The sequence below is a fragment of the Enterococcus sp. DIV1420a genome, from assembly GCF_051712165.1.
Lineage (GTDB): Bacteria > Bacillota > Bacilli > Lactobacillales > Enterococcaceae > Enterococcus > Enterococcus faecalis.
On sequence record NZ_JBIOOI010000002.1, the window covers coordinates 579559 to 605894 of the forward strand.

General features: G+C 36.4%; 28 protein-coding genes and 1 pseudogene. 24 read left to right on the forward strand and 5 right to left on the reverse strand.

Annotation, left to right across the window (positions count from 1 at the left end):
- Positions 1 to 379 precede the first annotated feature (379 nt).
- Positions 380 to 1282, reverse strand: coding sequence for a LysR family transcriptional regulator (locus tag IGI80_RS14125; RefSeq protein WP_438723895.1), 903 nt, complete (start codon positions 1280 to 1282; stop codon positions 380 to 382).
- 188 nt (positions 1283 to 1470) lie between these two features.
- Here IGI80_RS14125 and IGI80_RS14130 point away from each other — a divergent pair, with 188 nt between their 5' ends.
- The 7 genes from IGI80_RS14130 (at position 1471) to IGI80_RS14160 (ending at position 7370) form a co-directional block, all read left to right on the forward strand.
- On the forward strand, positions 1471 to 2658 hold the full coding sequence (locus tag IGI80_RS14130; protein ID WP_438722922.1) for an acetyl-CoA C-acetyltransferase: 1188 nt from the start codon (positions 1471 to 1473) through the stop codon (positions 2656 to 2658).
- Positions 2659 to 2670: 12 nt separating this feature from the next.
- Positions 2671 to 3345: a CoA transferase subunit A gene (locus IGI80_RS14135; RefSeq protein WP_332115584.1), complete on the forward strand. Its 675-nt coding sequence runs from the start codon at positions 2671 to 2673 to the stop codon at positions 3343 to 3345.
- Entirely contained in the window at positions 3329 to 3967 is a 639-nt protein-coding gene (locus IGI80_RS14140) for a 3-oxoacid CoA-transferase subunit B (RefSeq protein WP_438722924.1), read from the forward strand. The genes IGI80_RS14135 and IGI80_RS14140 overlap by 17 nt, the downstream gene beginning before the upstream one ends.
- A gap of 22 nt (positions 3968 to 3989) precedes the next feature.
- Positions 3990 to 4763 carry a 3-hydroxybutyrate dehydrogenase gene (locus tag IGI80_RS14145; RefSeq protein WP_438722926.1) on the forward strand — a complete coding sequence of 258 codons (774 nt, stop codon included), beginning with the start codon at positions 3990 to 3992 and terminating at the stop codon, positions 4761 to 4763.
- A gap of 77 nt (positions 4764 to 4840) precedes the next feature.
- The gene (locus IGI80_RS14150) at positions 4841 to 6175 is read left to right on the forward strand and encodes a GntP family permease (protein ID WP_438723896.1); all 1335 of its coding nucleotides are present in this window, start codon (positions 4841 to 4843) and stop codon (positions 6173 to 6175) included.
- A gap of 331 nt (positions 6176 to 6506) precedes the next feature.
- On the forward strand, positions 6507 to 6914 hold the full coding sequence (locus IGI80_RS14155; RefSeq protein ID WP_438723898.1) for a hypothetical protein: 408 nt from the start codon (positions 6507 to 6509) through the stop codon (positions 6912 to 6914).
- An 18-nt stretch (positions 6915 to 6932) separates the two neighbouring features.
- Positions 6933 to 7370 (forward strand): hypothetical protein, encoded by a 438-nt coding sequence (locus IGI80_RS14160; protein WP_438723899.1) that lies wholly within the window; start codon positions 6933 to 6935, stop codon positions 7368 to 7370.
- A 192-nt stretch (positions 7371 to 7562) separates the two neighbouring features.
- Here the strand turns inward: IGI80_RS14160 and IGI80_RS14165 are convergent, their stop codons facing one another.
- On the reverse strand, positions 7563 to 7832 hold the full coding sequence (locus IGI80_RS14165) for a type II toxin-antitoxin system RelE family toxin (RefSeq protein ID WP_438723900.1): 270 nt from the start codon (positions 7830 to 7832) through the stop codon (positions 7563 to 7565).
- The gene (relB, locus tag IGI80_RS14170) at positions 7822 to 8055 is read right to left on the reverse strand and encodes a type II toxin-antitoxin system RelB family antitoxin (RefSeq protein ID WP_438723902.1); all 234 of its coding nucleotides are present in this window, start codon (positions 8053 to 8055) and stop codon (positions 7822 to 7824) included. The genes IGI80_RS14165 and relB overlap by 11 nt, the downstream gene beginning before the upstream one ends.
- A 772-nt stretch (positions 8056 to 8827) precedes the next feature.
- Between relB and ltrA (IGI80_RS14175) the strand changes: the two are divergent.
- From ltrA (IGI80_RS14175) to ltrA (IGI80_RS14185), 3 genes and pseudogenes are all read left to right on the forward strand, one after another.
- Positions 8828 to 9622 (forward strand): annotated as a pseudogene (ltrA, locus tag IGI80_RS14175) (group II intron reverse transcriptase/maturase); the annotation flags it as partial.
- A 349-nt stretch (positions 9623 to 9971) separates the two neighbouring features.
- Positions 9972 to 10094 carry a hypothetical protein gene (locus tag IGI80_RS14180; RefSeq protein WP_016178252.1) on the forward strand — a complete coding sequence of 41 codons (123 nt, stop codon included), beginning with the start codon at positions 9972 to 9974 and terminating at the stop codon, positions 10092 to 10094.
- Between the two features lie 68 nt (positions 10095 to 10162).
- A complete protein-coding gene (gene ltrA, locus IGI80_RS14185; protein WP_438723904.1) occupies positions 10163 to 11425 on the forward strand; it encodes a group II intron reverse transcriptase/maturase in 1263 nt (420 codons plus the stop codon).
- On the opposite strand, the gene IGI80_RS14190 is transcribed toward ltrA (IGI80_RS14185), so the two are convergent.
- A protein-coding gene (locus IGI80_RS14190; protein WP_251846742.1) for an IS3 family transposase occupies positions 11381 to 12774 on the reverse strand; the annotation gives its coding sequence in 2 pieces (ribosomal slippage) (positions 11381 to 12234 and positions 12234 to 12774; 1395 coding nt in all). The two genes, ltrA (IGI80_RS14185) and IGI80_RS14190, sit on opposite strands and share 45 nt — an antisense overlap.
- 260 nt (positions 12775 to 13034) lie before the next feature.
- Between IGI80_RS14190 and IGI80_RS14195 the strand changes: the two genes are divergently transcribed.
- From IGI80_RS14195 to IGI80_RS14260, 14 genes are all read left to right on the forward strand, one after another.
- Positions 13035 to 13589 (forward strand): group II intron maturase-specific domain-containing protein, encoded by a 555-nt coding sequence (locus IGI80_RS14195; RefSeq protein ID WP_438723905.1) that lies wholly within the window; start codon positions 13035 to 13037, stop codon positions 13587 to 13589.
- A 478-nt stretch (positions 13590 to 14067) separates the two neighbouring features.
- The gene (locus tag IGI80_RS14200; protein WP_438723906.1) at positions 14068 to 14493 is read left to right on the forward strand and encodes a hypothetical protein; all 426 of its coding nucleotides are present in this window, start codon (positions 14068 to 14070) and stop codon (positions 14491 to 14493) included.
- Between the two features lie 82 nt (positions 14494 to 14575).
- Positions 14576 to 14998 carry a GH25 family lysozyme gene (locus tag IGI80_RS14205; RefSeq protein ID WP_438723907.1) on the forward strand — a complete coding sequence of 141 codons (423 nt, stop codon included), beginning with the start codon at positions 14576 to 14578 and terminating at the stop codon, positions 14996 to 14998.
- 31 nt (positions 14999 to 15029) lie between these two features.
- Positions 15030 to 15629 (forward strand): LysM peptidoglycan-binding domain-containing protein, encoded by a 600-nt coding sequence (locus tag IGI80_RS14210; RefSeq protein WP_438723908.1) that lies wholly within the window; start codon positions 15030 to 15032, stop codon positions 15627 to 15629.
- 112 nt (positions 15630 to 15741) lie between these two features.
- Complete coding sequence (locus tag IGI80_RS14215; protein WP_438723909.1) at positions 15742 to 15948, forward strand: hypothetical protein; 207 nt, start codon at positions 15742 to 15744, stop codon at positions 15946 to 15948.
- A 1027-nt stretch (positions 15949 to 16975) separates the two neighbouring features.
- A complete protein-coding gene (locus tag IGI80_RS14220) occupies positions 16976 to 17239 on the forward strand; it encodes a hypothetical protein (protein ID WP_438723911.1) in 264 nt (87 codons plus the stop codon).
- A 144-nt stretch (positions 17240 to 17383) separates the two neighbouring features.
- Positions 17384 to 17581, forward strand: a complete 198-nt coding sequence (locus IGI80_RS14225) for a hypothetical protein (protein ID WP_438723912.1) — start codon at positions 17384 to 17386, stop codon at positions 17579 to 17581.
- Positions 17582 to 18066: 485 nt separating this feature from the next.
- Positions 18067 to 20025 carry a BglG family transcription antiterminator gene (locus tag IGI80_RS14230; RefSeq protein ID WP_438723914.1) on the forward strand — a complete coding sequence of 653 codons (1959 nt, stop codon included), beginning with the start codon at positions 18067 to 18069 and terminating at the stop codon, positions 20023 to 20025.
- Positions 20018 to 20470 carry a PTS sugar transporter subunit IIA gene (locus tag IGI80_RS14235; protein ID WP_438723916.1) on the forward strand — a complete coding sequence of 151 codons (453 nt, stop codon included), beginning with the start codon at positions 20018 to 20020 and terminating at the stop codon, positions 20468 to 20470. The genes IGI80_RS14230 and IGI80_RS14235 overlap by 8 nt, the downstream gene beginning before the upstream one ends.
- Before the next feature lies 1 nt (position 20471).
- Positions 20472 to 20783: a PTS fructose transporter subunit IIB gene (locus IGI80_RS14240; protein ID WP_002362843.1), complete on the forward strand. Its 312-nt coding sequence runs from the start codon at positions 20472 to 20474 to the stop codon at positions 20781 to 20783.
- Positions 20784 to 20800: 17 nt separating this feature from the next.
- On the forward strand, positions 20801 to 21901 hold the full coding sequence (locus IGI80_RS14245; RefSeq protein ID WP_002362844.1) for a PTS fructose transporter subunit IIC: 1101 nt from the start codon (positions 20801 to 20803) through the stop codon (positions 21899 to 21901).
- Positions 21902 to 21912: 11 nt separating this feature from the next.
- Positions 21913 to 22566 carry a bifunctional 4-hydroxy-2-oxoglutarate aldolase/2-dehydro-3-deoxy-phosphogluconate aldolase gene (locus tag IGI80_RS14250; RefSeq protein ID WP_438723917.1) on the forward strand — a complete coding sequence of 218 codons (654 nt, stop codon included), beginning with the start codon at positions 21913 to 21915 and terminating at the stop codon, positions 22564 to 22566.
- Positions 22567 to 22636: 70 nt separating this feature from the next.
- A complete protein-coding gene (gene fsa / locus IGI80_RS14255) occupies positions 22637 to 23284 on the forward strand; it encodes a fructose-6-phosphate aldolase (RefSeq protein ID WP_438723918.1) in 648 nt (215 codons plus the stop codon).
- A gap of 70 nt (positions 23285 to 23354) precedes the next feature.
- Complete coding sequence (locus tag IGI80_RS14260; protein ID WP_438723919.1) at positions 23355 to 24164, forward strand: triose-phosphate isomerase family protein; 810 nt, start codon at positions 23355 to 23357, stop codon at positions 24162 to 24164.
- A gap of 477 nt (positions 24165 to 24641) precedes the next feature.
- Here the strand turns inward: IGI80_RS14260 and IGI80_RS14265 are convergent, their stop codons facing one another.
- A complete protein-coding gene (locus IGI80_RS14265; RefSeq protein ID WP_438723921.1) occupies positions 24642 to 26072 on the reverse strand; it encodes a hypothetical protein in 1431 nt (476 codons plus the stop codon).
- Positions 26073 to 26336: the final 264 nt, after the last annotated feature.

Below are 26336 nucleotides of genomic sequence, written 5' to 3' on the forward strand. Positions count from 1 at the left end.
AAGATAATTTTGTGGATTGGACGGGTTATACTAAAGTAGACACCAAGTTAAGGGAATTTGAGGGGGAATTACTATGAAACGTAGTGTATTTTAGTTACAAGAAAAGAAGGACAAATGAGAATAAACCTTTATTTCATACGGTCTTTCATTCTTTTTGAGCTTTTTATCAAATTGTGTTGGTGGAGACAAATTTGAGTAAAACTTAGTTCGGTACGCGGCGCATAGTATTCGAGTAAGCTTGAAAACACCGATTACCTAGACGACTTTAGCATGATTGCTATTCTACAATCATGCTAAAGTCGTTTTTCGATTATTTACACCTTTCTAGGATGTTTGATGCCCAATGTACCTAAACAACCGGTTATGAGGGACATTACTTTTACTCCAGTGTATCAAATTCTTCCAAGAGTACATCGAGAATATATTCCTCAACTCGGTTATAATTACTTTTTTTTAAACGACTTAACATTACTTTCCAAGGAATGGCTTGTTTAATTGGAATAGCTACAATATCTTCAAATGAATATTGTTCAGCAATTGGAACAGGAAGGATGGAAATCAATTCATGATTAATTCGCGCAGAGTTAAGTAAAAAATCCCATGAGCCAGATTGAAGGACAATATTTTGGTGGATATTATTTTGTTCAAACTTGGCTTTTACTAAATGATGAATCATAAAGGTCTCATCAAAAATTGCCATTTTTTCATTATGTAAATCCATCCAATCTAGCAAGGTATGGTTTGCTAAACGATGGTTAGTAGACATAAAGACAGCTAATTCTGAAGATTGTATTTGATAGGAATCAATTATTTTTTTTGAAATACCTTCTGGGTGTAGTAAGACAGCAATGTCGACTGTTTCTAATAAAAGATCCTGACGTAATTGATAGGCACCCGATTCCTTGATGGTAAATTGAATATCAGGATTATTTAAAATTAATTTTGGCATAATAGTTGAAAATACAACAGATAAAACTAAAGGGGGGATTCCAATAGTGATGCTCCCTTTTATATTCTGTTCATGGCGATGTAGATTTTCTTGCATATCATTATATTTTTTTATAACTTCTAAGGCATCTTGATAATAGTAATTACCCGTAAGAGTCAATCCAACGAGTTTGCTTTGTTCTCGATTAAATAGTTTTATACCTTGTCTAGATTCAAAATCATTAATCATCATACTTAATGTAGGCTGAGAAATATATAAATTTTCCGCAGTACGACTGAGGTTAAAGTCATTTTCAACAACTGCAATGAAATAACGTAAATGCTTAATATCCAAAATTAACACCCCCAATTAGTTTTCTAAAATAAAGACTAAACATTTACTAAGATAAAGTCAATGGATTCATGGTATAAAAAAAAATTATACATACTAAAGAAATATATATTTTTCATTTCAAGTATAAGTTGTTATTCTATGAACAAGAAGGAAGCGCTTACTTAAAAAGTATGAAGGAGTCTTGTAAAATGAGCAAAGAAGTAGTAATTACTGGTGCATTACGAACCCCTGTTGGATCATTTGACGGAATATTTAAATCAGTTTCAGCTGTTGAATTAGGAAAGACAGTAGTAAAAGGACTAATCAAAGAAAATGGATTCGATCCATCTTTAGTAGATGAAGTTATTTTTGGGAATGTTCTTCATGCCGGTCTAGGCCAAAATGTAGCTAGACAAGTAGCTATACACGCCGGTATTCCTGATACGAAACCATCTTTTACTGTGGATATGGTTTGTGGATCAGGTTTAAAAGCAATTGAATTAGCTGTGCAAAGTATTCTCTGTGAAGATGCAGAAATTATTGTTGCAGGTGGAACAGAAAATATGAGTCAAGCGGGTTATGTTTTAAAAGATTATCGTTGGGGTGGTCGATTAGGTGATGGAGGAATTATTGACACGCTAGTAAATGATGGATTAACAGATGCATTTCATCGTTATCATATGGGCATAACTGCAGAAAATATTTCAAAAAAATATGATATTACTCGTGAACAGCAAGATCAGTTTGCATTAACTAGTCAAAAGCGTGCTTCACAGGCAAGTCAAAGTGGTCGTTTTAAAGAAGAAATTGTCCCCGTTTCAGTGCCACAGAGAAAAGGCGAACCGATTCTTGTTACAGAGGATGAATATATAAAACCAGGGACAACTTTTGAAAAGCTTAAGTCTCTACGACCTGCTTTTCTAAGAGATGGAACAGGAACGGTTACAGCAGGGAATGCCTCTGGGTTAAATGATGGAGCCGCCGCCGTTATCTTGATGACGAGAAGCAAAGCAGAAGAATTAGGGTTACCTATACTAGCAACAATCAAAGGATATGCAAGTGCAGGAGTAGCTCCTGAAATTATGGGGACAGGCCCCATTCCAGCAACAAATAAAGCATTAGAAAAAGCTGGTTGGAAAATTTCTGATTTAGAGCTAGTAGAGGCGAATGAAGCCTTTGCATCACAAGCATTGAGCGTGGTTCAAGAATTAGGATTAGATCCAGAAATCGTCAATGTAAATGGGGGAGCAATTGCCATCGGTCATCCAATTGGTGCGAGTGGCGCAAGAATCTTGGTAACTCTATTACATGAGATGGAAAAACGATCAGTAACTCGAGGACTTGCTACACTTTGTATTGGTGGCGGGCAAGGAACTTCCGTACTGGTAGAAAGATAGGTAGGAAAAATTATGGGAAAAGTGATTGGAATTCAACAAGCCGTTGATTTAGTAAAAGACGGAGACACGGTAATGGTGGGCGGCTTCATGACGAATGGCACGCCTGACTTATTAATAGATGCCCTGGTAAAAAAAGGGATAAAAGATTTAACTCTTATCTGTAATGATGCAGGCTTACCGAGTAAAGGGGTAGGTAAAATGATTGAAACACACCAGTTTTCTAAAATTATTGCCTCTCATATTGGGTTAAATAAAGAGGCTGGACGCCAGATGAACGCGAAAGAAACAATCATTGACTTAGTTCCTCAAGGGACACTCGCTGAACAAATTCGTGCAGGAGCATTTGGATTGGGTGGATTTTTAACACCAACGGGTATTGGAACATTAATTGAGGTAGGTAAGCAGAAAATTGAGGTAGATGGTCAGATGTATTTATTAGAAAAACCATTTAAAGCAGATGTTGCACTTATTTTAGCGGATGTAGCAGATGAGCTGGGTAATTTGACCTATCGAGGATCAGAAAATAATTTCAATCAATTGATGGCTGCTAATGCACAAACAACTATTGTTGAAGCACGAAAAATTGTACCAATAGGAGAAATTGATCCGATTGCCGTCCAAACACCGAATATATTTGTAGATTATCTTGTTGATGGAGGGAGTGGGAAAAATGAAGGAACTAACTAAAGATGAAATTCAGGAGCGAATTGCTAGACGTGTTGCGTTAGAGCTACCCAATGATTCATTAGTAAATTTAGGGATTGGCTTACCTACAAAAGTGGTAAATTACCTGCCTGAAGGGATATCGATTACACTGCAATCAGAAAATGGATTTATTGGTCTGGATAAGGCGGGAGAAATCCCTGATCCCACGATTGTAAATGCAGGAGGTCAGGTAGTGGGAATCGCTCCGGGAGGTGCATTTTTTGACAGTGCTACCTCATTTGGAATTATTCGTGGAGGGCACGTAGATGTCACTGTTTTGGGGGCTCTTCAAGTAGATGAAAAGGGCAATATAGCTAATTATCTGATTCCTGGGAAAATGGTTCCTGGAATGGGAGGTGCCATGGATTTACTTGTCGGTGCTAAGAAGGTAATTGTTGCGATGGAACATACAAATAAAGGTAAGTGGAAGATTTTAAAAGAATGCTCTCTGCCGCTGACTGCTACACAGGTTGTAGATAAAATTGTTACAGAAATGGGTGTGTTTGATGTAACACCTGAAGGAATTGTTGTAGAGGAAATCCATCCAGATTACACATTTGAAGAAGTTCAGGAAGCGACAGAAGTACAATTAGTAAAAAAATAAAAAGTGAAAAGAGGAAAATATTATGACTAAACAAGTTGTATTTGTAACAGGTGCAGCAAGTGGAATTGGAAAACAAATTGGAGAAACTTTTTTAAAAGAAGGAAAGAGCGTTGTCTTTTCAGATATTAAGCAAGAAAAATTGAACGAAGTCGTTAAAGAATACACAGCAGAAGGTTATGCAGCAGATAGCATGGTATGTGATGTAACAAGTGAAGAAGCGATTAATCAAGCAATTGATTCAACAGTTGAAAAACATGGGCGCTTAGACATTTTAGTAAATAATGCAGGCTTGCAACACGTGGCGATGATTGAAGACTTTCCAACAGAAAAATATGAATTTATGTTGAAAATCATGCTGGTTGCACCATTTATTGCTATCAAACGCGCATTTCCAATAATGAAAAAACAAGGATTCGGTCGTATTATCAATATGGCTTCTATCAATGGTGTGATCGGATTTGCGGGTAAATCAGCATACAATTCTGCAAAACACGGACTGATTGGCTTAACAAAAGTTGCTGCGTTAGAAGCAGCGGATACAGGTGTGACAGTGAACGCCATTTGTCCAGGTTATGTTGACACACCATTAGTTCGTGGACAGTTTGATGATTTGTCAAAAACAAGAAATATTCCGTTAGAAAAAGTTTTAGAGGAAGTTCTTTATCCACTTGTTCCTCAAAAACGTTTAATTGATGTGCAGGAGATTGCTGATTATGTCTCATTCTTAGCAAGTGAACAAGCCAAAGGAATTACTGGACAACCAGTTTTGTTAGATGGTGGATATACAGCACAATAACTTACTTGTAAGAATAAATGGAGAAATGAGACGAGGCCTAAGCTCTTGTCTCTTCTTCTAAATAAAGGAGTCTATTTATGGAAATTATCGCCCCAATTGGTGTGTTACTAGGTGTAGCTGCTATCATTTATTTTTCAATAAGAGAAATTAATATTATTGTTGCCGCACCAATGGCAACGATTTTAGTAGTGTTATTGAATAATATGTCTATTGTCGATTCCTTATTGGGAAAAGAGGCAAACAATTACATGGGTGCACTATCTACCTATATTATGAATTACTTTGCTATTTTTCTACTAGGATCTATTTTAGCCAAACTAATGGAAACAAGTGGTGCAACTGTCTCTATAGCAGAATTTATTTTAAACAAAGTAGGATATGATAATCCTTATCGTGTATTGGTAGCCATATTTTTGATTAGTGCAATTTTGACATATGGCGGGATTAGTCTATTTGTAGTAATGTTTGCAGTTCTCCCATTAGCTCGATCATTATTTAAAAAAATGGATTTATCTTGGAATTTGATTCAGGTTCCATTATGGTTAGGAATTGCAACTTTTACAATGACTATCTTACCTGGAACGCCAGCAATTCAAAACGTCATTCCCATTCAATACTTAAACACATCATTAACAGCAGCGCTGATACCAAGTATTTTAGGTAGTATCGGCTGTATTGTATTTGGCTTAATTTACATGAAGTATTGTTTAAAAAAGAGCTTGGCAAAAGGTGAAACCTACGCAACTTACACAAATGGACATGAGGAAGACGTAGTCAGCAAGAAAACGCCTTCGTTTATTGCTAGTGTTGCTCCTCTGGCATTGCTGATTGTTGTAGCGATTGTTGGGAGTATGGTCGGGAATGAGTTTATGAAAAAAAATATTATTTATATCGCTTTACTGACAGGAATTGTTACGGCATTTATCTTGTTTTATGGGTATATAGATAATAAAATCTCTACATTAAGTGTTGGTGCAAGCGGCTCAATAGGACCAATTTTTGCTACTGCATCTGCTGTTGCCTTTGGTGCAGTCGTTATGATTGCTCCAGGATTCGGTATCTTTTCAGACTTGATTTTAAATATTCCGGGGAGCCCGTTGATTAGTTTGACTGTATTAACGTCAGCAATGTCGGCCATTACAGGTTCTTCATCAGGTGCTTTAGGGATTGTGATGCCAAACTTTGCTCAATATTATCTTGATGCGGGACTTAATCCAGAAATGATTCATCGAGTGGCAGCAGTGGCTTCTAATATTTTAACTATTGTTCCTCAAAGTGGTGTTTTGTTGACCTTCTTAAGTTTGACTGGACTTAATCATAAAACTGGATTCAAGCAAACATTTATTACGGTATGTGGAAGTACTTTAGTGGCTGAATCTATTATCATTGTAGTGGGGTCTTTTTTCATATAAAAAGAAGCATTAACAATCCTGTTAATGATAGCTCATTACTTAAATGAATACCACTACTTGTCAATGAACTTGATTGACAAGTTTTTTTATGGTGATTGAGCTTTTTAAGCGATACCTTATTTTTCACTTTCTCTGATGAAGGCAAAGTGGGTAGGATACTATTTTTAATTATTTTTCAAACGATATATAAATAGATTGAAAAGACAAAAATTCTAACTAAACGTTGGTATGAATGCATTTGTTAATCAAAAATCTTTTTTTTGAAGTTTAACCACTAACCTTTACGGAATTATAATTCAAATATATTTAATATAATGTAATTGTCTGGAGAGTGAAATTATCTAAGGACGATCCGCAAGCCGTTACTTACGACAATAAAATCAAAAAGCCGCCCAATTATGATGCGACGCAACTGGTTTTTCCTGGTTATGATGACATAACGGTTAGGGAAGGCGCAGAAAAAGCCTATGTTTCCTTAGCGAATCCTGAGTTTAATAAAGCCAGTTTTACATTTATTATTTCTTATGGAGAAAACAAAGAGGTATTACTGGAAACCGGTTTAGTCAAACCTGGGAAAACGGTGAATGAATTTCCGCTACCCAAGGAGTTACGACCAGGAACCTATCCGCTAAAAATGGCGATCAAAGCGTTTGATTTAACTACCAATAAACAATTGAACGGAGCTAGTACCAGAGTAAATTTAGTGGTGGTAGAAAAAGGAGCGAACTCTAAGGAATAAGTCGGGGAGGCTAAGTAAATGAATAAACAATTAATTGGGATGGGAGGCTTACTCGTAATAGGGCTGATGCTTATTTATACACAAAAAACATTCGCGGCAGAACCAGTTGAAACCGGTCAGGTGATTGTGACCTATCAAGTAGAAGAACCAGCTAGTAAGTCGCCTGCAATTGAAGGTAAAAAAGAGCCAACAATTACTCCCCCTATAAAAAAAGTTGAAGAAAAACCAGTCAGTGAATCACCTACAAAAATAGTAAGCTCCCAAGGAGCTGAACCAATTAAACGTTTGGCAGCGCCTATTTCTTCTAAAGATGGTTCCCATAAAGAAACGTTTATAAAATCATTTCCACAACTTAATGAGCGAATAAGGGTAATGGTACGTCTGATAGGAGGGGCAATTCTTCTTTTCTTGGGAATTGTGACGGCCATAAAAAAGAAGAAAGAGCCGAAATGGTAGGTAGATAAAAACGAAAAGCCAATAAACCAGATAGCTTATGCTTGTCTGGTTTATTGGCTTTATGTCAAATGATGTGGAAGAGTAAAAGTATTTAAGGAACGTATCATTATTTTATAAAATTAGAATGGCAAATAGTAAAACGAAAATTAAACTCTTCTTTTTTGTTTTCAAATTTTAGTCATTACCAGTAAATTATCTATTATAAACGGTACTCCTATGACCTATTAAAAATATTTGTATTACAATTTCAGAATCATAAATATTGGTCAATATTCGATAGTTTCCAATTCTATAACGCCATTCACCACTTCTGTTTCCTGTCAACCCTTTTCCATGTTGACGAGGATCATCAGTTCCTTCTAAATTTTTTTTAATCCATGCGACTATAATTCTAGCCTGATTTCTATCCATTTTTTTTAATTGCTTCTGGGCTTGTGGCATATACGTAACTTTATATTTCATTCAATAAATTCTCCATTTCCTCTTGAGAAATACCAGTTTCTTTCTTCTCTTTGGAAATTTCCATTGCGTTGCGTAAGGTTTTTAAGTCGATTTCATCTTCAATTTTATCTAGTACTGCATTCCGATAAAGTTCAGTTAATGAAGAATTATGAGCTTTTGCATACTCTAATACCAATTCCTTTTCGTCATTAGGAATTCTAAATGTTATTGTTGACTGAGACATGTAGCTACCTCCATTTATCTTTTGTATGAACATTGTACTAAAAAAACACATTTATGTCAATACATTGTTAGTACAACTGATGATTTATTTTCCGCTATTCTTAAAATTATCCAACATATAAAGGTTATCAGGTATCCTTGCAGAGATATTCAATAACTGTTTAAACTTCCCTTCATTTTTTAGTGCGCTTAATTATAATATGAAAGTACTTTCTCGTATATAAAACGAAGTGTGTCATAAACAAAAATAAGTTATGTTCAAGTGTAAAAAAACAGGGGTTTGGGGTATGTTCTAAGGTAAAAAAGAGAGCAGGGAAGTTCCCTGCTCTCTTTTTTAGGTGCGCCCTGCATGGGTGAAAACTAGGTGGTGAAAGTCCATTACAGGCTTGGCAGTAGGAACTGTTAGCGAATGGCAAGGTGGCAATCGTGAGGTTGTGGCTGAAGGAAGCCGGACGCAAACTCCTGAACTGACGAACAGAAACTGGATACAAGGCTGGATTAGGTCGGATAAGTCTGCCTAACAAGACAAAGTCCAATACTGCCCAAAACCTATACAGTAAATCCAGCAGTTACATGGGAGGAAAGTTTTCACTCTTACCGGGGGAGGTCTTATGAGGGTATCGTGGGCGTTGAATGAAAACAAACCGATACAACCCTTGTGGAGACATAAGGGTGAATCATAAGAAGTCAGCCGAGGTCATAGTAGTAACGAGACTGACCGTTACGAAGGACTGAACAATAAGAATCTTGACGAATTTAGGAGGTGTGAGAAGATGCGACGACCGCAGAAAACAAGAAAACTTGGCTATCATCAAAGAGCACGTGTGGAACACGAAGGGTATGATGAAGTGCGCAGCACTTCTTGCGATGAACAAAGGACACAGGATGGTGTAGGAAATCTGTTTGAGAAAATACTCAAACGAAATAATCTTAATCAAGCCTATCTTCAAGTAGTCAGAAATAAGGGAGCAGCGGGTGTCGATGGTATGACCATAGACCAGCTCTTACCTTACTTGAAGGAACACCGTGAGGAATTACTGGATGAGCTGCGTCAAGGAAATTACAAACCACAACCAGTATTGCGAGTGGAAATACCAAAGCCAAATGGCGGTGTTAGGAAACTCGGAATTCCCACAGTAATTGATCGTATGCTTCAACAGGCCATCAATCAGGTTCTACAACCACTATTTGAACCGATCTTTTCGGATAATAGTTATGGATTTCGCCCGAATCGCAGTGCGCACTTAGCAGTACAAAAAGCGAAATCCTATTACGAACAAGGCTATAAATATGTAGTAGATATTGATATGAAAGCCTATTTCGATACCGTCAACCACGACAAACTAATGTTTTTCATTGAACGAAAAGTGAAGGATCAACAAGTGTTGCGACTTATCCGCCGATATCTCATGAGTGGTGTAATGGAAAATGGACTGGTCACCACAAGCGAGGAAGGAACGCCCCAAGGGGGCAATCTTTCGCCGTTGTTGAGTAATATTTACCTAAACGAATTTGACCAAGTGTTAGAAAATCTAGGTCATAAATTCGTCCGGTACGCCGATGACTGTGCGCCACGAAAGTGTGCGTGAATAGTTAAGCTATTCAATGCAGCTATGCTGTATAGATGATGGCAGATGGCCTGCCGAAACCGCCATACAGGTGGAAGTTTCAAACCACCTTAAGGTGCTGTAGTCAAAAGCTATGGTATTGAGCGTTAAGGAAAAGGCAACCAAGAGTTGTCAGGTACGTGTTATGGAGATGAGTGACCATACGAACCACCTACAGAAGTGTCGAAAGCGTAGAAATTCCGTCAAAACTAGGTATAGTCGTTGATCTAGGATGAGCTTGGAGGAAGCCTGTTTACTGATCAAGCGGCGGGCGGCATAAAGGTGGCATGAACATAACATAGGCGTCTATATGGAACGTGGGAACCCACGGGCTGATGTTAAGGGAGTATTTCAAGCGGAAGCCCCGCAAGAAAAGAGTACCGATGCAGTCATGGGGGCAGATTGGGTTGTAGTAGTGAAGAAACTCTTGTAATGAGAGGGGAGCGAAGAACCCGAGTTATCCAGTTTCAAGGATAAGTCAACTTTAAGGAGGAGGAACTTATGCAAGGAACAAAGTCATACAATATTTCAAAACAAGTAGTTTACCAAGCATTTCTAAAGGTAAAAGCCAATAAAGGAACATTTGGAGTAGATGAAGAATCAATTGAGGCTTACGAATGTAAGTTAAAAGATAATCTATATAAACTGTGGAATCGGCTATCATCGGGTAGTTATTTCCCGAAACCATTAAAAGCAGTGTCCATTCCTAAAAAGAACGGGGGACTGAGAGTACTTGGAATTCCAACAGTTGAAGATAGGATTGCACAGATGGTAGCGAAGATGTATTTCGAACCTGCAGTAGAACGATTATTTTACGAAGATTCCTATGGCTATCGACCGAATAAGTCGGCGATTCAGGCAATAGAGAAAACAAGAGTTAGATGCTGGAAAAGAGATTGGGTACTGGAATTTGATATTAAAGGACTTTTTGACAATATCAGACATGATTACCTAATTGAAATGGTAAGAAGGCACACTCAAGAGAAGTGGATTATCTTATACGTGGAAAGATGGTTAAAAACATCTTTTCAAATGGAAGATGGTTCAACTGTTTCGAGAGAAGCCGGAACACCGCAAGGTGGCGTAATCAGTCCAGTTCTAGCGAACTTGTTTCTTCACTATACCTTTGACGACTTCATGGAAAAAGAATTTCCTAACATACAGTGGGCTAGATACGCAGACGATGGTATCACCCATTGCGTATCCTTAAAGCAAGCGAAATATCTGAAGAAAAGATTGGAAGAAAGGTTTAAAATCTTTGGATTAGAATTACATCCAGATAAGACAAAGATTGTTTACTGCAAAGATAGTGATCGGAGAGGAAACTATCCGATTACTACCTTTGACTTCTTAGGTTTTACGTTTAGACCTAGAGGTGCCAAGAATAAATATGGAAAGTACTTCACAAATTTTCTTCCTGCTGTATCAGATAAAGCGAAAAAGGCGATTCGCAAAGAAATAAGGAATTGGCGATTACAGTTAAAGGCGGACAAAAAGCTAGAAGATTTAGCGAACATGTTCAATAGTAAAATTCAAGGATGGATGAACTATTACATGAAATTTTACAAATCTGAAATGTACAGTCTACTGCGCTACGTCAACCAATGTCTAGTGAAGTGGGTTCGTCGTAAATATAAAAAGCGACAAGCACGAAGAAAAGCGTGTAGTGAGACCCGAAAGTTAGACCGAATACCGACTGGAGAAATCTGGTCGGTATTTTTATGCGACGAACCGTTTACGGAATTGAACGGGACTGCACCCTAGTTTTGTCTTTATTCGTTGATGATTATAATAATCAATCCATTCCTCAATTGCTTGTTCTAGTTCTTCGAAACTAGAATAAATAATGCCATGGTAGGTTTCTTGTTTTAGTAAACCAAAGAAATTCTCCATAGGAGAATTATCAAAACAATTGCCTTTTCGAGACATACTTTGAAAGATCTGGTGACTGGTTAATTGCTTTTTGTACTGCTTCATTTGGTACCCCCAACCTTGGTCAGAATGAAAAGTGCGCCGATATGGACAATCTTGCGTTTTATCAATGGCTTCTTTTTGTGCCTCAAGAATTGCTTTGGCATTCGGCTGTTTAGAAATACGGTAAGACAAGATTTCACCATTAAATAAATCAAGAAAAGGATCTAAATAGAGTTTTTTTATTTGAATCTTTCCACTTTGATCACGTTCATAATACTTAAATTCAGAGGTATCTGTTGTTAGCTTTTGATGGGGTACTGAAGTGTAGAAACGACGATGTAGACGGTTTTTTTCGCCATAGCCAACGGTTCCTTTGTAGGAATTATATTTTCTTGATTTACGAATAAATTTTGTCCCTTTTAGGCCAAGTTTACGCATAAGACGACGAATTTTTTTCTGGTTTACGTTCAATCCTTGTTCTTTTAAAGCTAATTGAATACGGCGATAGCCATAGTTTCCTTTGTTTTCGTCAAAAATTTTCTTAATCAGGGCTTCTAATTTTTGATTGGGATTTTTTCGCTCAAATCGCTTTTGCCAATACATATACGTCGCTTTAGGAAATTTGGTTGCTTCCAGTAAGATTGTTAATCGGAATTTTTTTCGGAGTTCGTGGATGATTCGGGCATCTCGTTCTTGAGTCGTTCCGGGATATTCATTCCTAAAGCGCGGAGCTTTTTTATGAAGGCTAGTTCCGCTCGCAATAGTTCATTTTCATGTTCTAATTCTTGTTCACGTGTTCGTGTTTTTTTCACCTGAACGGGTTTCTTTTTCTTTGACATAGAAGGTCTTCCTTTCTGTTTTGGTGAAAGCCCTTCTATGCCTGTTTCTAGAAATTTCTGGTGCCAAGCCAAGACTAAGGTATCGTTTGGCAGACCATATTTCAATGCGACAGTCAGATAAGAGTCACCACTCGTTAAATAATAGTGTATGACATCCCGCTTGAATTTGGAAGAGTAATGTTGGTAATTTACTCTTCGATGAAGTGCGTTAAATCCAAATTTCTCGACTGTTTTAACCCATTTACGAACAGTCGAAAGTGAAGCAATATCAAATTGATTCGCTAGTATTCGATAACCTCCTGCGCCATTTTGGTAAGCTTCTACTACTTTTTTCTTGAATGCATAATCGTATTTTGCCAATTTAAATACGCCTCCAAAGTTAGATTTTTTGGTCTAACTTTGGGGGCGCACTACAGCGGAACATTGGTTGGGGGAAATTGCCAAGCGGGAAAGAAGGTTATTCGCGCATTGGAAAATTGGAATATTACCATCGGCTGGATAATGGAAGCCGGATGAGCTGAGAGGTTCACGTCCGGTTCTGAGAGGGCCTAAGTGGGAGGTTCCCTTGGGCTACTTACTGTAACATCTATGTCAGAAGCAAACGAGCTGGACAACGAGTAATGACTAAATCCATTGAATTCCTTGAAGAACAATTAAAGCTGATCGCGAATCGTGAGAAAAGTGCAGTAGGAAGCCCCTTGAAACGGAAGTTTCTTGGATTTTGTATTCTACCGACAAGAAACGGTGTCAAAATCCGTCCCCACGTGAAAGCAAAACAAAACGTGGAAAAGAAACTCAAGAAAATCACTAAAAGAAACCGAGCAAGAAGCATCCAAGTGCTCCTAAGAGAGATCAACCGATTAATGACAGGGTGGTTGAATTATTATGGAATCGGTGAAATGAAAGTGTTCATGAGGGAACTAAACGGCTGGTTGAAGCGAAGAATCAGACAGTACATCTGGAAGCAATGGAAGAAACCAAAAACCAGAAGGAAAAATCTGATACGATTGGGGATCAATCACAGAAAAGCGTATGAATGGTCGAATACAAGAAAAGGCTATTGGGCAATCGCCAAGAGCTATATTTTACATCGATCATTAACAGACAAAGAACTGGCACGACAAGGATATGTGGACATATCCTTGCAGTACCAGTTCCTACACTCAACTTATTGAACCGCCGTATACGGGTCCGTACGTACGGTGGTGTGAGAGGGGCAGAAAGTTAATCGACTTTCTCCTCTACTCTATGTAGTGGGTAACTACCCAGCGAGTGGATAGTCACTTGCTACGCTTGTCAGAGATAAATTAATGGGGAACTATTGCATATAACCTTTGGTATGAATTAACTATCTTTTTTATCTTTCCGTTCTTTAAATAAAAGGATTAATTCCTGAATACTAACAATTATTGAGACAAGAATAACCACACCGAAGAATCTTATTAAAAAAAGCCAATTGAATAAAAGGCCCTATAACATAAGTAAAACAACAAATAAGCATAAATATTTTTCTAGTTTTCTATTTTACGGCGTCTAAACCATTCTTTGTCTGTCATATATAAATGCTCCAATCACTGCAATATTTTAATTAAGGAACATTATTCTAGAAATAGGCAAGTAGTAATAGATGCTATTGAAATAATCAAAGAAAATATGCAAGTTATGATAGAGATGACTCTTAATACTAATATTAACGAAATCTATTATGCAGCCTTAGGAGGAGAAATCGATAAGTTAACCACTGAAGAATTTATGGACCTTTTAGAATTACGAGAGATTGAACTCTTAAATACAGTTAAAAATAAAAAAGATGTTTTTTTGCATATGTGTAAAGAAAGAGTTGAACTAAGTAGGTATAAGAATTACCCAGCTAATGTGGTTAACTGGGCACTTCATGAAAATGATTTATCGTTTGAACAAGCAAAAGAATTTTTTACAAACAAAGTATTTTTAGGAGGTTTTGATGATCGTTCGGGTGTACTAGTAGAAGGAACTAATAAAGATATTAAACAGGAACTAAGTAGGATCATTAAAAAATCGATGATTTACGAAAACGAGTGGATAAGCACAATGAAGTAGTTGAACGGACGTTCAAACTAGAAGGCCGAATGCGTGAAGCAGAACATGACATTCGAGATATGAAGAAAGAGGAGGGCAAAGGATGAAAAAGAAACTTTTGACAGTGGTGTTAATGGTCATTTGCTTATTGCCGCAAAGTGTATGGGCGTTACCTAAAGATGATTTTATTGATATTTCTAGTTGGAACGGAAACATTCAGGTAGAAAGTTATCGAAATTTAATCAATACCTATGGCGTTAAAGGAAATGTAGTCAAGCTAACCGAAGGATTGGGCTATCGGAACCCGGCCGCTCGAAATCAGATTGAAAATGCCAAAGCAGCAGGACTACAAGTTTCGGCGTATCATTATGCACAGTATAACAGTGAGTGGCAAGCGCGCTTAGAAGCGCAATTTTTTGCCCAAACGGCACGGGATTTAGGCTTTCAAAGTGATGATATATTGATTAATGATTTAGAAGAGCATCATATCCCTAACAAAACGGCGACTTCCCTAGCATTTTTTTGATGAGATAAGGAAACAGGGCTTTACTAACGTCATGTTATACGTTAGTGGTTCCTGGTTAGATAATCAAGTATCAGTAGCAGCTTTCGGTAAAGAAAACTTTTGGGTAGCTGCTTATCCTTATGAGCCAGCAGGGAAACAATGGTATACCGAATACGGTGTTTGGCAATGGTCGAGTGATCGAAGCTTTGCGAATGTGTATTCTGGGATGGGCCGATTTGATATTAGCCAGGATTATACGGGGCGGTTCATTAAAAAAGCCACCGGAACAATCGCAGCATCGAAGCCACCGCAACCAACACCGCCCATTCCGCAAACAAAGGGTTCAGTGTACGTGGTATTAGCCGGGGATACTCTTTCTGGGATTGGCAGCAAAACGGGGGTAGCCTGGCCAACATTAGCCCAAAGAAACGGTCTGTCTGCGCCGTATACCATTTATCCTGGGCAACAATTAACCACGGCACTAAGCAACGCACAACCACCACAAGATGCCGATCATGAACCCCATATAGTAAAAGCTGGGGAAACGTTAAGTGGGATTGCGGCGCGATACGGGACGAGTTACCAAACGTTGGCGCAATGGAATAGATTAAGTAATCCCAATCTGATTTATCCAAGGCAAAACCTAACTTAGTGAAAGGAGTGAACTAAAAATGAAAGTTGATTACAAAAAACAGCGTATGGGTTATTGCTATTTTTACTTTTAAGTCTCACGGGGAACGGTTATTTTGCGTTTATTGATCGTGATGGCCAAGAAGCATGAATTGAAGTTAGAAGAGGTTCAAAAAGAGAATAAGGCGCTTAAAACAACGTTATCAGAAGTGAAAGAGAAACAAGGTGAAGCGGAAAAACAAGCAGATCAGGCCGAACAAGTCGCTGATCAGATGGAACAAAAAGTAGCCGAACAAACGAAGGAAAACGAACTGTTAGAACGACAAATGTCCAAGGAATAGGGGGAAAGCTTTACAAATTTTACTTATGGATTTAGGATAGAAACATCAGAAAGATTAAGCCCTTTCGATGAACTCCTTTCTCGCAAAGGATATCGTTCTCTTCGGAGGACTTTTTTTTGTCCAGGCAACAGAGAAAAACTTTGCAAATTTTACTGAGAGGTTTAAAATAAAAATATCAGGAAAATCAACCCCTTTCTATTAGTTTCTTTTCTAGAAGGAAGCCGTTCTTTTCGGGGAACGGTTTTTTTGTCCCCCGAAATAGAGAAAAACTTTACAAATTTTATCAATGCGATTAAGATAAAAGTACCCAAAAAAAGCTTTTCTAAGCAAACCTTTTTCACAGACAGCCGTTCTCTTCGGAGGACGGTTTTTTTGTCCACGGAATAGGAGAAAACTTTACAGATTTGTTGGGGAACATTAGACTATTCATAAGCTAATAGTATTTTTTCATGATTACCCCTTTTCATAAAGGGTGATTGCCCTCTTCGGAGGGCTTTTTTTTGTGTTGACATATTTACACCTAGTGGTAAATTAATAGTATCGAAGGTAGCACCTCGATAAACCGTTAAGACTGGATGAGTTTTAGCCATAATTCTCAACCAGTCTTTTTTCGTACCCTTAGCTTAGTTGGTTAGAGTAGGCGGCTCATAACCGTCCGGTCGTAAGTTTGAGTCCTACAGACATAAACATCTAAATATTACAAAACGTTTCCTATAGTTTTTTTATAAAAAATCACGTATAAGTGAACTACTCACCACTTAGCTAAACCTGACGGTTTTTAACGCTTGAAGTGGAAGCTTCTTGGGAATAGAGCATATTTGATAGCTTATTTCTTTACTAACAGCGGTGTCTCTTATTTACCAAGCTATCCCCGTAGTTCCTAACTACGCAAGTCGATAATGCCGGGACAGCGTATGAAGTAACACAAGCCCAACAAGCAGCGGAAGCCCAAGCGGCGGCGGATGCCCAAGCTTTAGCGGATGCGAACGAATTAGTAGGTGCAAGGGATGCTGCAAAAGCTATGATAATGGGCTCTGAATTTTCTTGGATGAGTGATAGCGAAAAAGAGGCTTTTAATATAGAAGTAGATAACGCAGCTACACTGAAAGAATTAATTCAAGTTATAAATGGGCCAACTAGAATTCTTATTAATAGAATATTAGATGTTCCTGAAGAACCACGCTCTATAATCAGGGCCAAATTAGATGAAGTAAGCACGGTAGCTGAAGCAGTTAAAGTATTTCCAGATTTTATGAAATACTTAAATGATGGTGAAATTGATGTAACTTAATTCGCTCAAATGCAGTTATTATCAAACGAATCATCGACTGAAATAAATGAAATAGGATAATGAATCCAGCGAAAAGAGTCGATTCTCACAGCAAATATGGGAATCGACTCTTTTTTTATTTTAATCAAACATAGTAGGTAATATATGAGTAAGAAAGTGTTGGTAAAAACGGTTGTTAATTTGCTGGTTTTGTCAATTCCTTTTACAGGGTTTCTTGTAAGTTTTACCCATCATGAATTATTTGTAACTGTAGCTTTAGCAGATGAAATTTCTAAAAAATTCATTAATGTTAAAGGTGATATATACCGCATGCGGTTTGGATTTCAGTATGTTGTTTTTTAAGCTAAGAATGAAAAAAGAACTCCTTTGTGTATAGTTTGAATCATCATAAACCAAACTAAATCAAAGAAAGCTAGCTATGAATTAGTCAACAATTTTTTCTGAAAATCTTTTCAAAAAATCAAGAATCAGGGTATATCAAATAAACTCCCTCTTTCAGAACTTTATCTGACAATATTATTATACGAGGAGTTCTTTTTTTGTATTATAAACAGTTTTATTGTACGAAATAAAGCGATACCAATCCAAAATATTTCGAAAAAATGATAGAACAACATAATATTTATAGGATCTGAAGAGTTAACCATAAAAGTAATTATTTGATAAAAAAAGAGTGACTATTATATGGATTTAGCTTTATGATCGCTATTTTTCAACATGTCTAGAAAACTTCAGGATCCATCTTGAAACGAGATGTGATATCCAAATGTAGAATAAAATGATAAATTACAGATACAGGGAAGCGCTTCCTAGAAAGGAGAAAAATCATGCATGAAATAAGCAAGCGTCAACATAAATTATTGAGATTGCTTTTAGAGCAAAAAGATTTTTTATCGGTAAATCATTTCTCCAAGATTTTATCTATCTCCGATCGTACATTGTATAAAGACATTGATGAACTGAATAAGGCATTAAAAAAAAAGAAAATTGAAATCTTGAAACGGCAAGGTAAAGGTATTTTTCTAAGTAAGTCTGATTTGTCAAATGATGAAATATTAAAAATTTTTGGTGAAGCTTCAACTCAGATAGACTTCAATCAGCTTCCACTCGAGCGGCAAATCAAAATGGCGGAATATTTATTATTGAGAAACAAAAAGGTGTCTTACCAACTATTATCTGATGAGTTTCTCGTCAGCAGAACCTCGATCTCAAATGACTTAGATCAAGTACAGACTGTTATTGAAGGAAGTTCGGCCACGATTCGTTCTGATAATAATGGAACAAAGGTAAACGGAAATGAGTCTGAGATACAAAAGGCAATTAAACAATATGCTTACTTTATCATTGATAAATCAGACTTAACCAATAGCTATAGAGTTCAATTTCCCAGCTTATTATTCAGTTTTTTACCTAAGGACATCATCAAAAAAGTTTCTGGACTTCTGCAAACAAATGATCACTTTAATATCGATAAATTGTCTGATGATCATTTTCAATCATTAGTATTGTCAATCAGTATATTAGTTCTTCGTTTGCAGGAAGGTTTTCATATTGAATATCAAGATAATTTTTTATTTGAAAATGTGGAGTCGCTTAAAACTTTCTTTTTAGCAAATGAATTAGTAGAATATTTTGAACTGGATAACAGTATCAAGCTAGATTCAAACGATTTTGAATACCTCAATCGACAATTAGTGTCTCATGGCTTCGAACCACGTTTGAGAGATTTAGCAATTCAGAAGGAATACGATGCTGTGGTAAGAAAGATGATTCAGGAGATGAGTGATTCAATTCAGGTTGACTTAACCAGAGATGAAAAACTCTACATGAACATTCTTTATCACTTGGTGTCCATGATATATCGTTCTAAATTGAACGTTCCTGTCAGTAATCCGCTTTTGGAGGAAATAAAGCGAGAGTATTCTGTGTTATACAGTACAACTTGGCTAATATTGGCCGGGATTGAAAAGGAATTAGATATTCGCTTAACCGATGATGAGGTCGCGTTCATGATGATCCATTTTCAAGGGGCAATCGATCGGTTGTCGGCAAATCGTAAGATATTAATTGTTTGTCCTACTGGAATTGGAACATCAGAGCTGATTGCCAATCGTTTAAAAAGGGTATTCTCTCCACAGGATATAGTTGAAGTTGTCTCATTACGAACACTCTATAAAAGAGATTTGAATAAAATTGATTTGGTGATCTCTTCAGTACAATTAGAAAAAATTGATGTTCCTGTAACGTATGTTTCCCCGCTAATGAGTAAACAAGATCTAAAAAAAGTTTCCGCGACTTATCTAGATTTATTTTATGAGGAAGAAGTAAACAATCAACCGTTTGAGCACTTAGGAAAAATAATCGATTCAGATTTGATTTTTTTGAACGAAACAGTTGCTACTAAAGAACAATGCATCAAAAGGATCACTCAAAAGCTTTTGCAAAATGATTTCGTTACGGATTCGTTCGAACAGGAAATTTGGGATAGAGAGAAGCTAGGGGTGACAGATCTTCCAACTGGGGCGGCGATTCCACATCCTTCACCATCAACAGTTAAGGAAAGCAAATTAGTAATTATGACATTGGTAAAACCAATACGTTGGAATTTTCGAATGATCAACACTGTTTTAATGATCTGTGTTGCAGAAAAGGATTTAAAGCATATTAAAGGATTATTATCAGAAATCTATCGGATCGTTGAGACGAAGAAAAATATCGATCGTTTTATCTTTAGCAAAGATGAAGAAGAAATAGTGAAAGTATTAGGAGGTCAAACAATTGATTGATGAAGGTTTAATCGTTTTGGATTCGGCGTTAACAAATAAGAAATCCATCATTCATTATTTATCAGAAAAGGCAAAAGAGCTCGGCTATTTAAAAAATAGCGCAAATTATATTAAAGCTGTAAACAAAAGAGAAAAAGAATTTTCTACAGCGATTGGCTATGACGTAAGTATTCCTCATGGGAAATCAAAAGAAGTAATTAATCCTTTTATCTGTTTTCTTAGAACGAACCAACCAATTCAATGGGATACAAATGGTAATCCAGTTGAATTGGTGTTTATGCTAGGAATACCAGAAGAGAATAAAACGACTTTTCATTTGAAAGTACTCGCTGAAATCAGCAAAAAGCTTTTAGATGAAGGTTTTAGAAATGATTTATTAACTGGGAGCAAAGAGTCAATTTTGGATTCACTATATCAAGTAGAAAAGAAAATAGGAGGAATTTAATATGAAAATCGTTGGAGTATCGGCATGTCCTACAGGAGTAGCTCACACATACATGGCTCAAGAAGCATTGGAAAAAGAAGGAAAAAAGAGAGGACATGAAATCAAAATTGAAACTCAAGGCAGCATCGGGATCGAGAATGAGGTTACTGAGGAAGAAGCTGAAGAAGCAGATGTAGTCATTTTGGCGGTATCTGTCTTTATTGAGAATGAAGAACGTTTTGAAGATAAATTAGTTTTAAATGCTGATGTCAATGATGCTATTTCGTATCCTGCGAAAGTATTGGATGCTGCCGAGAAATTAGTAAATGGGTAAAAATAAAGGAGGATAAAATGAATATCAAAGCTACTTTAAAGGAAGTTCAAAAATCATTTTTAAGTGGGGTTTCTTTCATGATGCCTGCAGTAGTTGCTGGTGGTATCATGTTGGCCATCTCACTTGCTACTGGAGAAAAAAGCGATACAGGAGTTGTTGTTACTAACGAATTAATGCAGAACATTAACCTTTTAGGTAAAGCCGCTTTTGCAATGATGATTCCTATTTTGGGCGGCTATATCGCATATTCAATTGCGGGTAAGCCTGGTTTGGCACCAGGGATGATTCTAGGCTTCCTTGCTAATAATCCTGTTACTGTAAATGATGTGGAAGTAAAGTCAGGATTTTTAGGGGCGATGCTTCTAGGTGTTGCTGCAGGATATTTGGTCAAATGGATGAAAAAATGGAAAGTTAGCAAAACGATTAAAACCATTTTACCGATTCTGATCATACCAACCATTTCGGTTTTTATTCTAGGTTTGATTTACATCTATGTTGTTGCCACACCATTGGCATTTTTGATGAACGGATTAACTAGTATCATGAGCAGTCTAAACGGTAGCAGTGCCATTTTATTGGCAGTATTTATTGGATTGTTCGGAGAAGTCGACATGGGAGGACCAATCACCAAATCAGTTTCGATGTTTACACTTGCACTTATGAATGAAGGTATTTATGAACCGAACGGTATGTTTAGAATCGCCGTGGCTATTCCACCTATCGGGATATTCTTAGCGACATTATTCTTTAAAAAGAAATTTACTGAAGGTGATCGGGATGCGGCGGTTGCTGCTGGAATCATGGGATGTATTGGAATTACTGAAGGAGCCATTCCCTTCGTAGTTAGTGATATGAAACGAATCTTGCCTTCAACAATGATTGGGACAGCGGTAGGATGTGTAATTGGAGCGATTGGGAATGTGAAATGCTATGTTCCTCATGGTGGATTTGTTGTATTACCGGTTGTTGACAATAAACTATGGTTTATTGCTGCAATTATAATTGGCTCATTAGTGACAGCGTTGATACTTGGCTTTTTAAAGCCGGCTTTAGAAGAAACACCAGCAAAAAAGAAAAATAAGAGTCAAGTGGCGGATTTAACAAAGGAGAAAGCCTAATGAAACTAGAAATGAACGATTTCATCGAAAAGAACAAGGTAATTGCAATTTGTCGAGGAACTTATGGAGAAAAGCTCATTAACTTGGTGTCCGCGCTGAACGATGGCGGAGTAAAGCTTGTAGAAGTTACTTTTGATCAAGGAGATTCTGAATGTTTGACTAAGACTCCAAAGGCCATCGCCTCGCTGGTTAAGGAGTTTGGAAATGAAGTTAAAATTGGAGCGGGTACTGTTCTGTCCATTGAACAAGTTGAAGCCGCTCACCAAGCAGGAGCAGAATATATTATCTCGCCTAATACGAACTCAAGTGTTATCAAACGAACAAAAGAATTAGATATGGTCTCGATGCCTGGGGCGCTAACACCAAGCGAGATAATCTCAGCGAATGAAGCGGGTGCAGATTTTGTTAAGGTGTTTCCTATCAGAGCTTTGGGGATAGGATATATTAAGGACCTTCTTGGGCCAATCAATCATATTAAACTAGTCGCAACAGCAGGAGTCACACCTGATAACTTGCAAGACTATCTTGATCTAGGTTTCAACGGTGCTGGGATTAGCGGCTATTTAACGGATAAACGTTTGATTGATACAGGTGATTTTGCGACGATTACCAAACATGCCTTGGAAATGATGAGCATTGTAAGAGAAAATAATGTCTTAAACTAGCCCTATTGACAAAGGGGATTGTGTATTTAAAAAATGAACGCTGAAAGAAAATCGCGGAAAGAGGTTAATAATGAATTTTTTCTTAGATACGGCAAATGTAGATGAAATCAAACGAATCAATGAGTTGGGTTTAGTTGATGGAGTAACGACGAATCCAACAATTATTGCTAAAGAAGGGCGAGATTTTGAAGAGGTCATCAAAGAAATTTGTTCTCTCGTCGATGGGCCTGTAAGTGCGGAAGTAACAGGATCGCAAGCTGAAGAAATGATCGCCGAAGCAGAAGTGCTTGCAAAGTGGGCACGTAATGTTGTCGTCAAGATCCCGATGACAGAACAAGGATTGAAAGCAGTAAACACTCTATCTAAAAAAGGAATCAAAACCAATGTAACGTTAGTCTTTACCGTAGCTCAAGGTTTGATGGCCGCAAAAGCTGGCGCTACTTATATCAGCCCATTTTTAGGTCGTTTAGATGATATTGGAACTGACAGTATGGCTTTAATTAAAAACTTGAGAAAAGTACTAGATAACTATGGATACAAAGCAGAAATTATTTCCGCGAGTGTTCGAGGACTTGAACATGTGGAGAAAGTGGCTGAACTAGGTGCAGATATCGCGACAATTCCTGGTAATCTATTCCCGAAATTATGGAGCCATCCGTTAACTGATAAAGGTATCGAGCAGTTTGAAAAAGACTGGGCGGCATTCTCCAATAGGTAATTACAGATTTCTGTGAGTTATATAGTCATTTTTAAGGTAAGAATAAATAGAAATAACTAAGGAGATGATTATGATGGAAGATCAAAAGAAACCAATCGTCATCATGAATTGGTCTATGAGGCAGAACCACATTAAGGAAGCAAAAGCATTTGCCAAGCAGATCAGTGAACATAAAAACTCTGATATTGATGTTGTCATTTTGCCCTCAATGGGAACCATATATCCAGTTTATGATGCATTAAGGAATTCTACAGTGCAGTTAGGTGCCCAAAACATTGCTCCAGTAGAAGTTGGTGAGTTGAGTGGTGAGTTTTCAATTGAATCACTTATCGATATGAAAGGTACTTTTGTTGAGTTAGGTCATTGGGAACGTAGGAAGTTCTTTAATGAAACAGATAATGTTATTAATAAAAAAGTTAAACTAGCGCTCAAAAATGATGTAAATGCAATTTTGTGTGTTGGCGAGTTTGAAAAAAAAGATGCTGATAATGCCATTGACGGGTTGAAAGACCCAAATTATGAAATGGAGTTAGAACATGAACTTTTCTTACGTATTTTCAATGGATTGTATGGTGTCGACGAAAAAGATCTAGATAAGGTCGTTATTGCTTATACTCCAGCTTGGGCAGTCGGAAAAAGTAAGGCTGCTGGAGCACCTCATATTAAAATGGCGACCTCATTAATTAGAAAAGCAATTGCAAGGATTTTTGGGGAACAAGCAAGCGAGAAAGTTCGTGTAATATACGGCGGCTCTGTCAGCCCTGAGAATAGTATTACAATGATTAAAATAGCAGATCTTGATGGTGTCTTGTTAGGTAGATTTGGAAGTGATTCAAATCGGATGCAACAGACTGTGGATGCTATAAAAAGTTTAATTTAATACACGCAGAAGTCCCCTACCCGCTTTAGGTGGGGGATGAATGTCGTTAGGTATAATGATTGACTGTGACAATTTGGAAAACTACATAAACGATTTATTTTATTATCTTTTGATAATGAAAATTACTAATGGAACAATCTGTGGTAAGTTTTTGGTAAGAACGCTTGAAGGACACAAAAAAATCAAACTCCCTTAGAGAGATAATGTTAAGACTAACATGTTCAATAGCAAATATTATGTTACATAAAAAAATTCTGTATAGTATGTTATAAACTTTTCTCGACATTAATCATAAAAACTCCGTCCGATAAAATAGTCGGATGATATCGTCTCATTAATCTATCGAAGGAGTTTTTATTGCTAAAGCAATTTAGTACATATGTCAAATTATGTCTTTTTGTTTCATATGATTTCCGAACTAAACTGAAAAAATGTTACTCAGGGAGCCAAGTAGTTTATAAAAATATTTTATTCTTGTTACTCTAAAACAGAGGTGAAGATACAGTTAGAAATATATTTTAAGTCATTTGTTAGATTATGGATGGAAATAGGTAAAATAAATTCTTTTTCTTGCTCTAATAAGCATCGCTCACAAATTACAAAGCAGTTTTTATTAATAAACAATTCAGGAACGTCGTTAATAGAGTAGTAGATCTTATAGTTGATAAAAAAATAATTCGTAGATATGATTTTATTAATATTATTTCTAAACAACATATGAGAATATTCATCTTTTGCAACGATGATGATTGAAATCTTCTTACTATGACCTTTTTTTAGAATAGGCATAACTAAGTGACAAAACTGTAGAATAATTGATTCCGATATTGATATATTTTCCGAGAGATTTTTTTTCAACCATGAGTGAATGATTGTAGTTACTATTTTTTTTACTGGATAGTCATTAGGATCAATAAAATAGTACTGATTTAGTAAAAATTCATTCAAATCCATAGCAGTAGTGTAAACTAAATCCACTAATGGTTTTTCAAATTCAAGTTCCCCAAGAAGTTTCATATTAAAAGCTGATTCAAAATTATCTATGAGTTGTACGACAGAAGAATAATTATCGATTAATCGATTACGATAGTATTGATAATCTTCTTCAATTAATCGATAATTGTTTGGATTGTACGGCAAAATTTTATAGATAAAAGAAATAAAAGCTAGATTCTCATCGTTTATCTCAACTTCATGTTTTGAAAAAAGTTTTTTTATTTTGTTGAAAATAACCCCGCTTTTTAAAAATTTAATTGTTTCATAATCTATCGATAATGGTTCTTTTTTGCTAAGGCAAATAAATATAGCGTATTTCAAATAATGCAAACTCTTTTTATTTAGTTGATTTTTCAAAAGATCACTTAGATTGTAGGCAAGTTGTTCAGCTGTTAAAAAGAGTTTATCATTTTTTAAATTGTTGACTCCTATGCCTCTCATCCATAAAGACAAATAAATGTATCTTACTTTTAAGTTGTTCTCAAATGCTATTTTTCCATAGATGTTAGTACCAAGAGCCTGTCTGAAATATTGATCAGCCTTATTTTTTAAATTGAACACCTTTGTAACTGATATGAATTCTTCATCAGCTATAGAGCTATAGTTATTTTTTCCTAAAAGATATCGATAACATACTTTTAAAAAAAGCGATTCTGAGTATAACTTACGGATTAGATCGTAACAACAAATCTGTTGTTTGAATTGAATAGTTATATGAGAACGTGAAATACAATAAAAAACAATATCCGCTTCTAGTTCTAATACGATTTTTTTACAATCCTTTTTGATTGTATTGAAACTGGTATTGATATTAGTAGCAAGTTTTCCGATTTTTATTTGTCTACACTCATATAATATATAAGTAATTTTAACTCTACGTAGTATATCTTTTTCTATGAAATTATCTATCAATTTAACGCCTCCTACTATTGTCTTGACTTTCGCCAATATATTCTGAAATTTATAAGTTCTATTAATTGGCATAGATAATGTATCTATTTCTGTATTACTTTGTATGTGCTACTCGCTATTTTTCATTAAATTGATTTTAGTAAAAATAGGTAAAGAATAATTAAAGAGCGGGTACCTATATTTTGATTTTAAAATACTAAACAGAGTATTAATTATTTAGCCACTTTTTTTACTTTAAAAAGCATTATTTTAATTATTATTTCC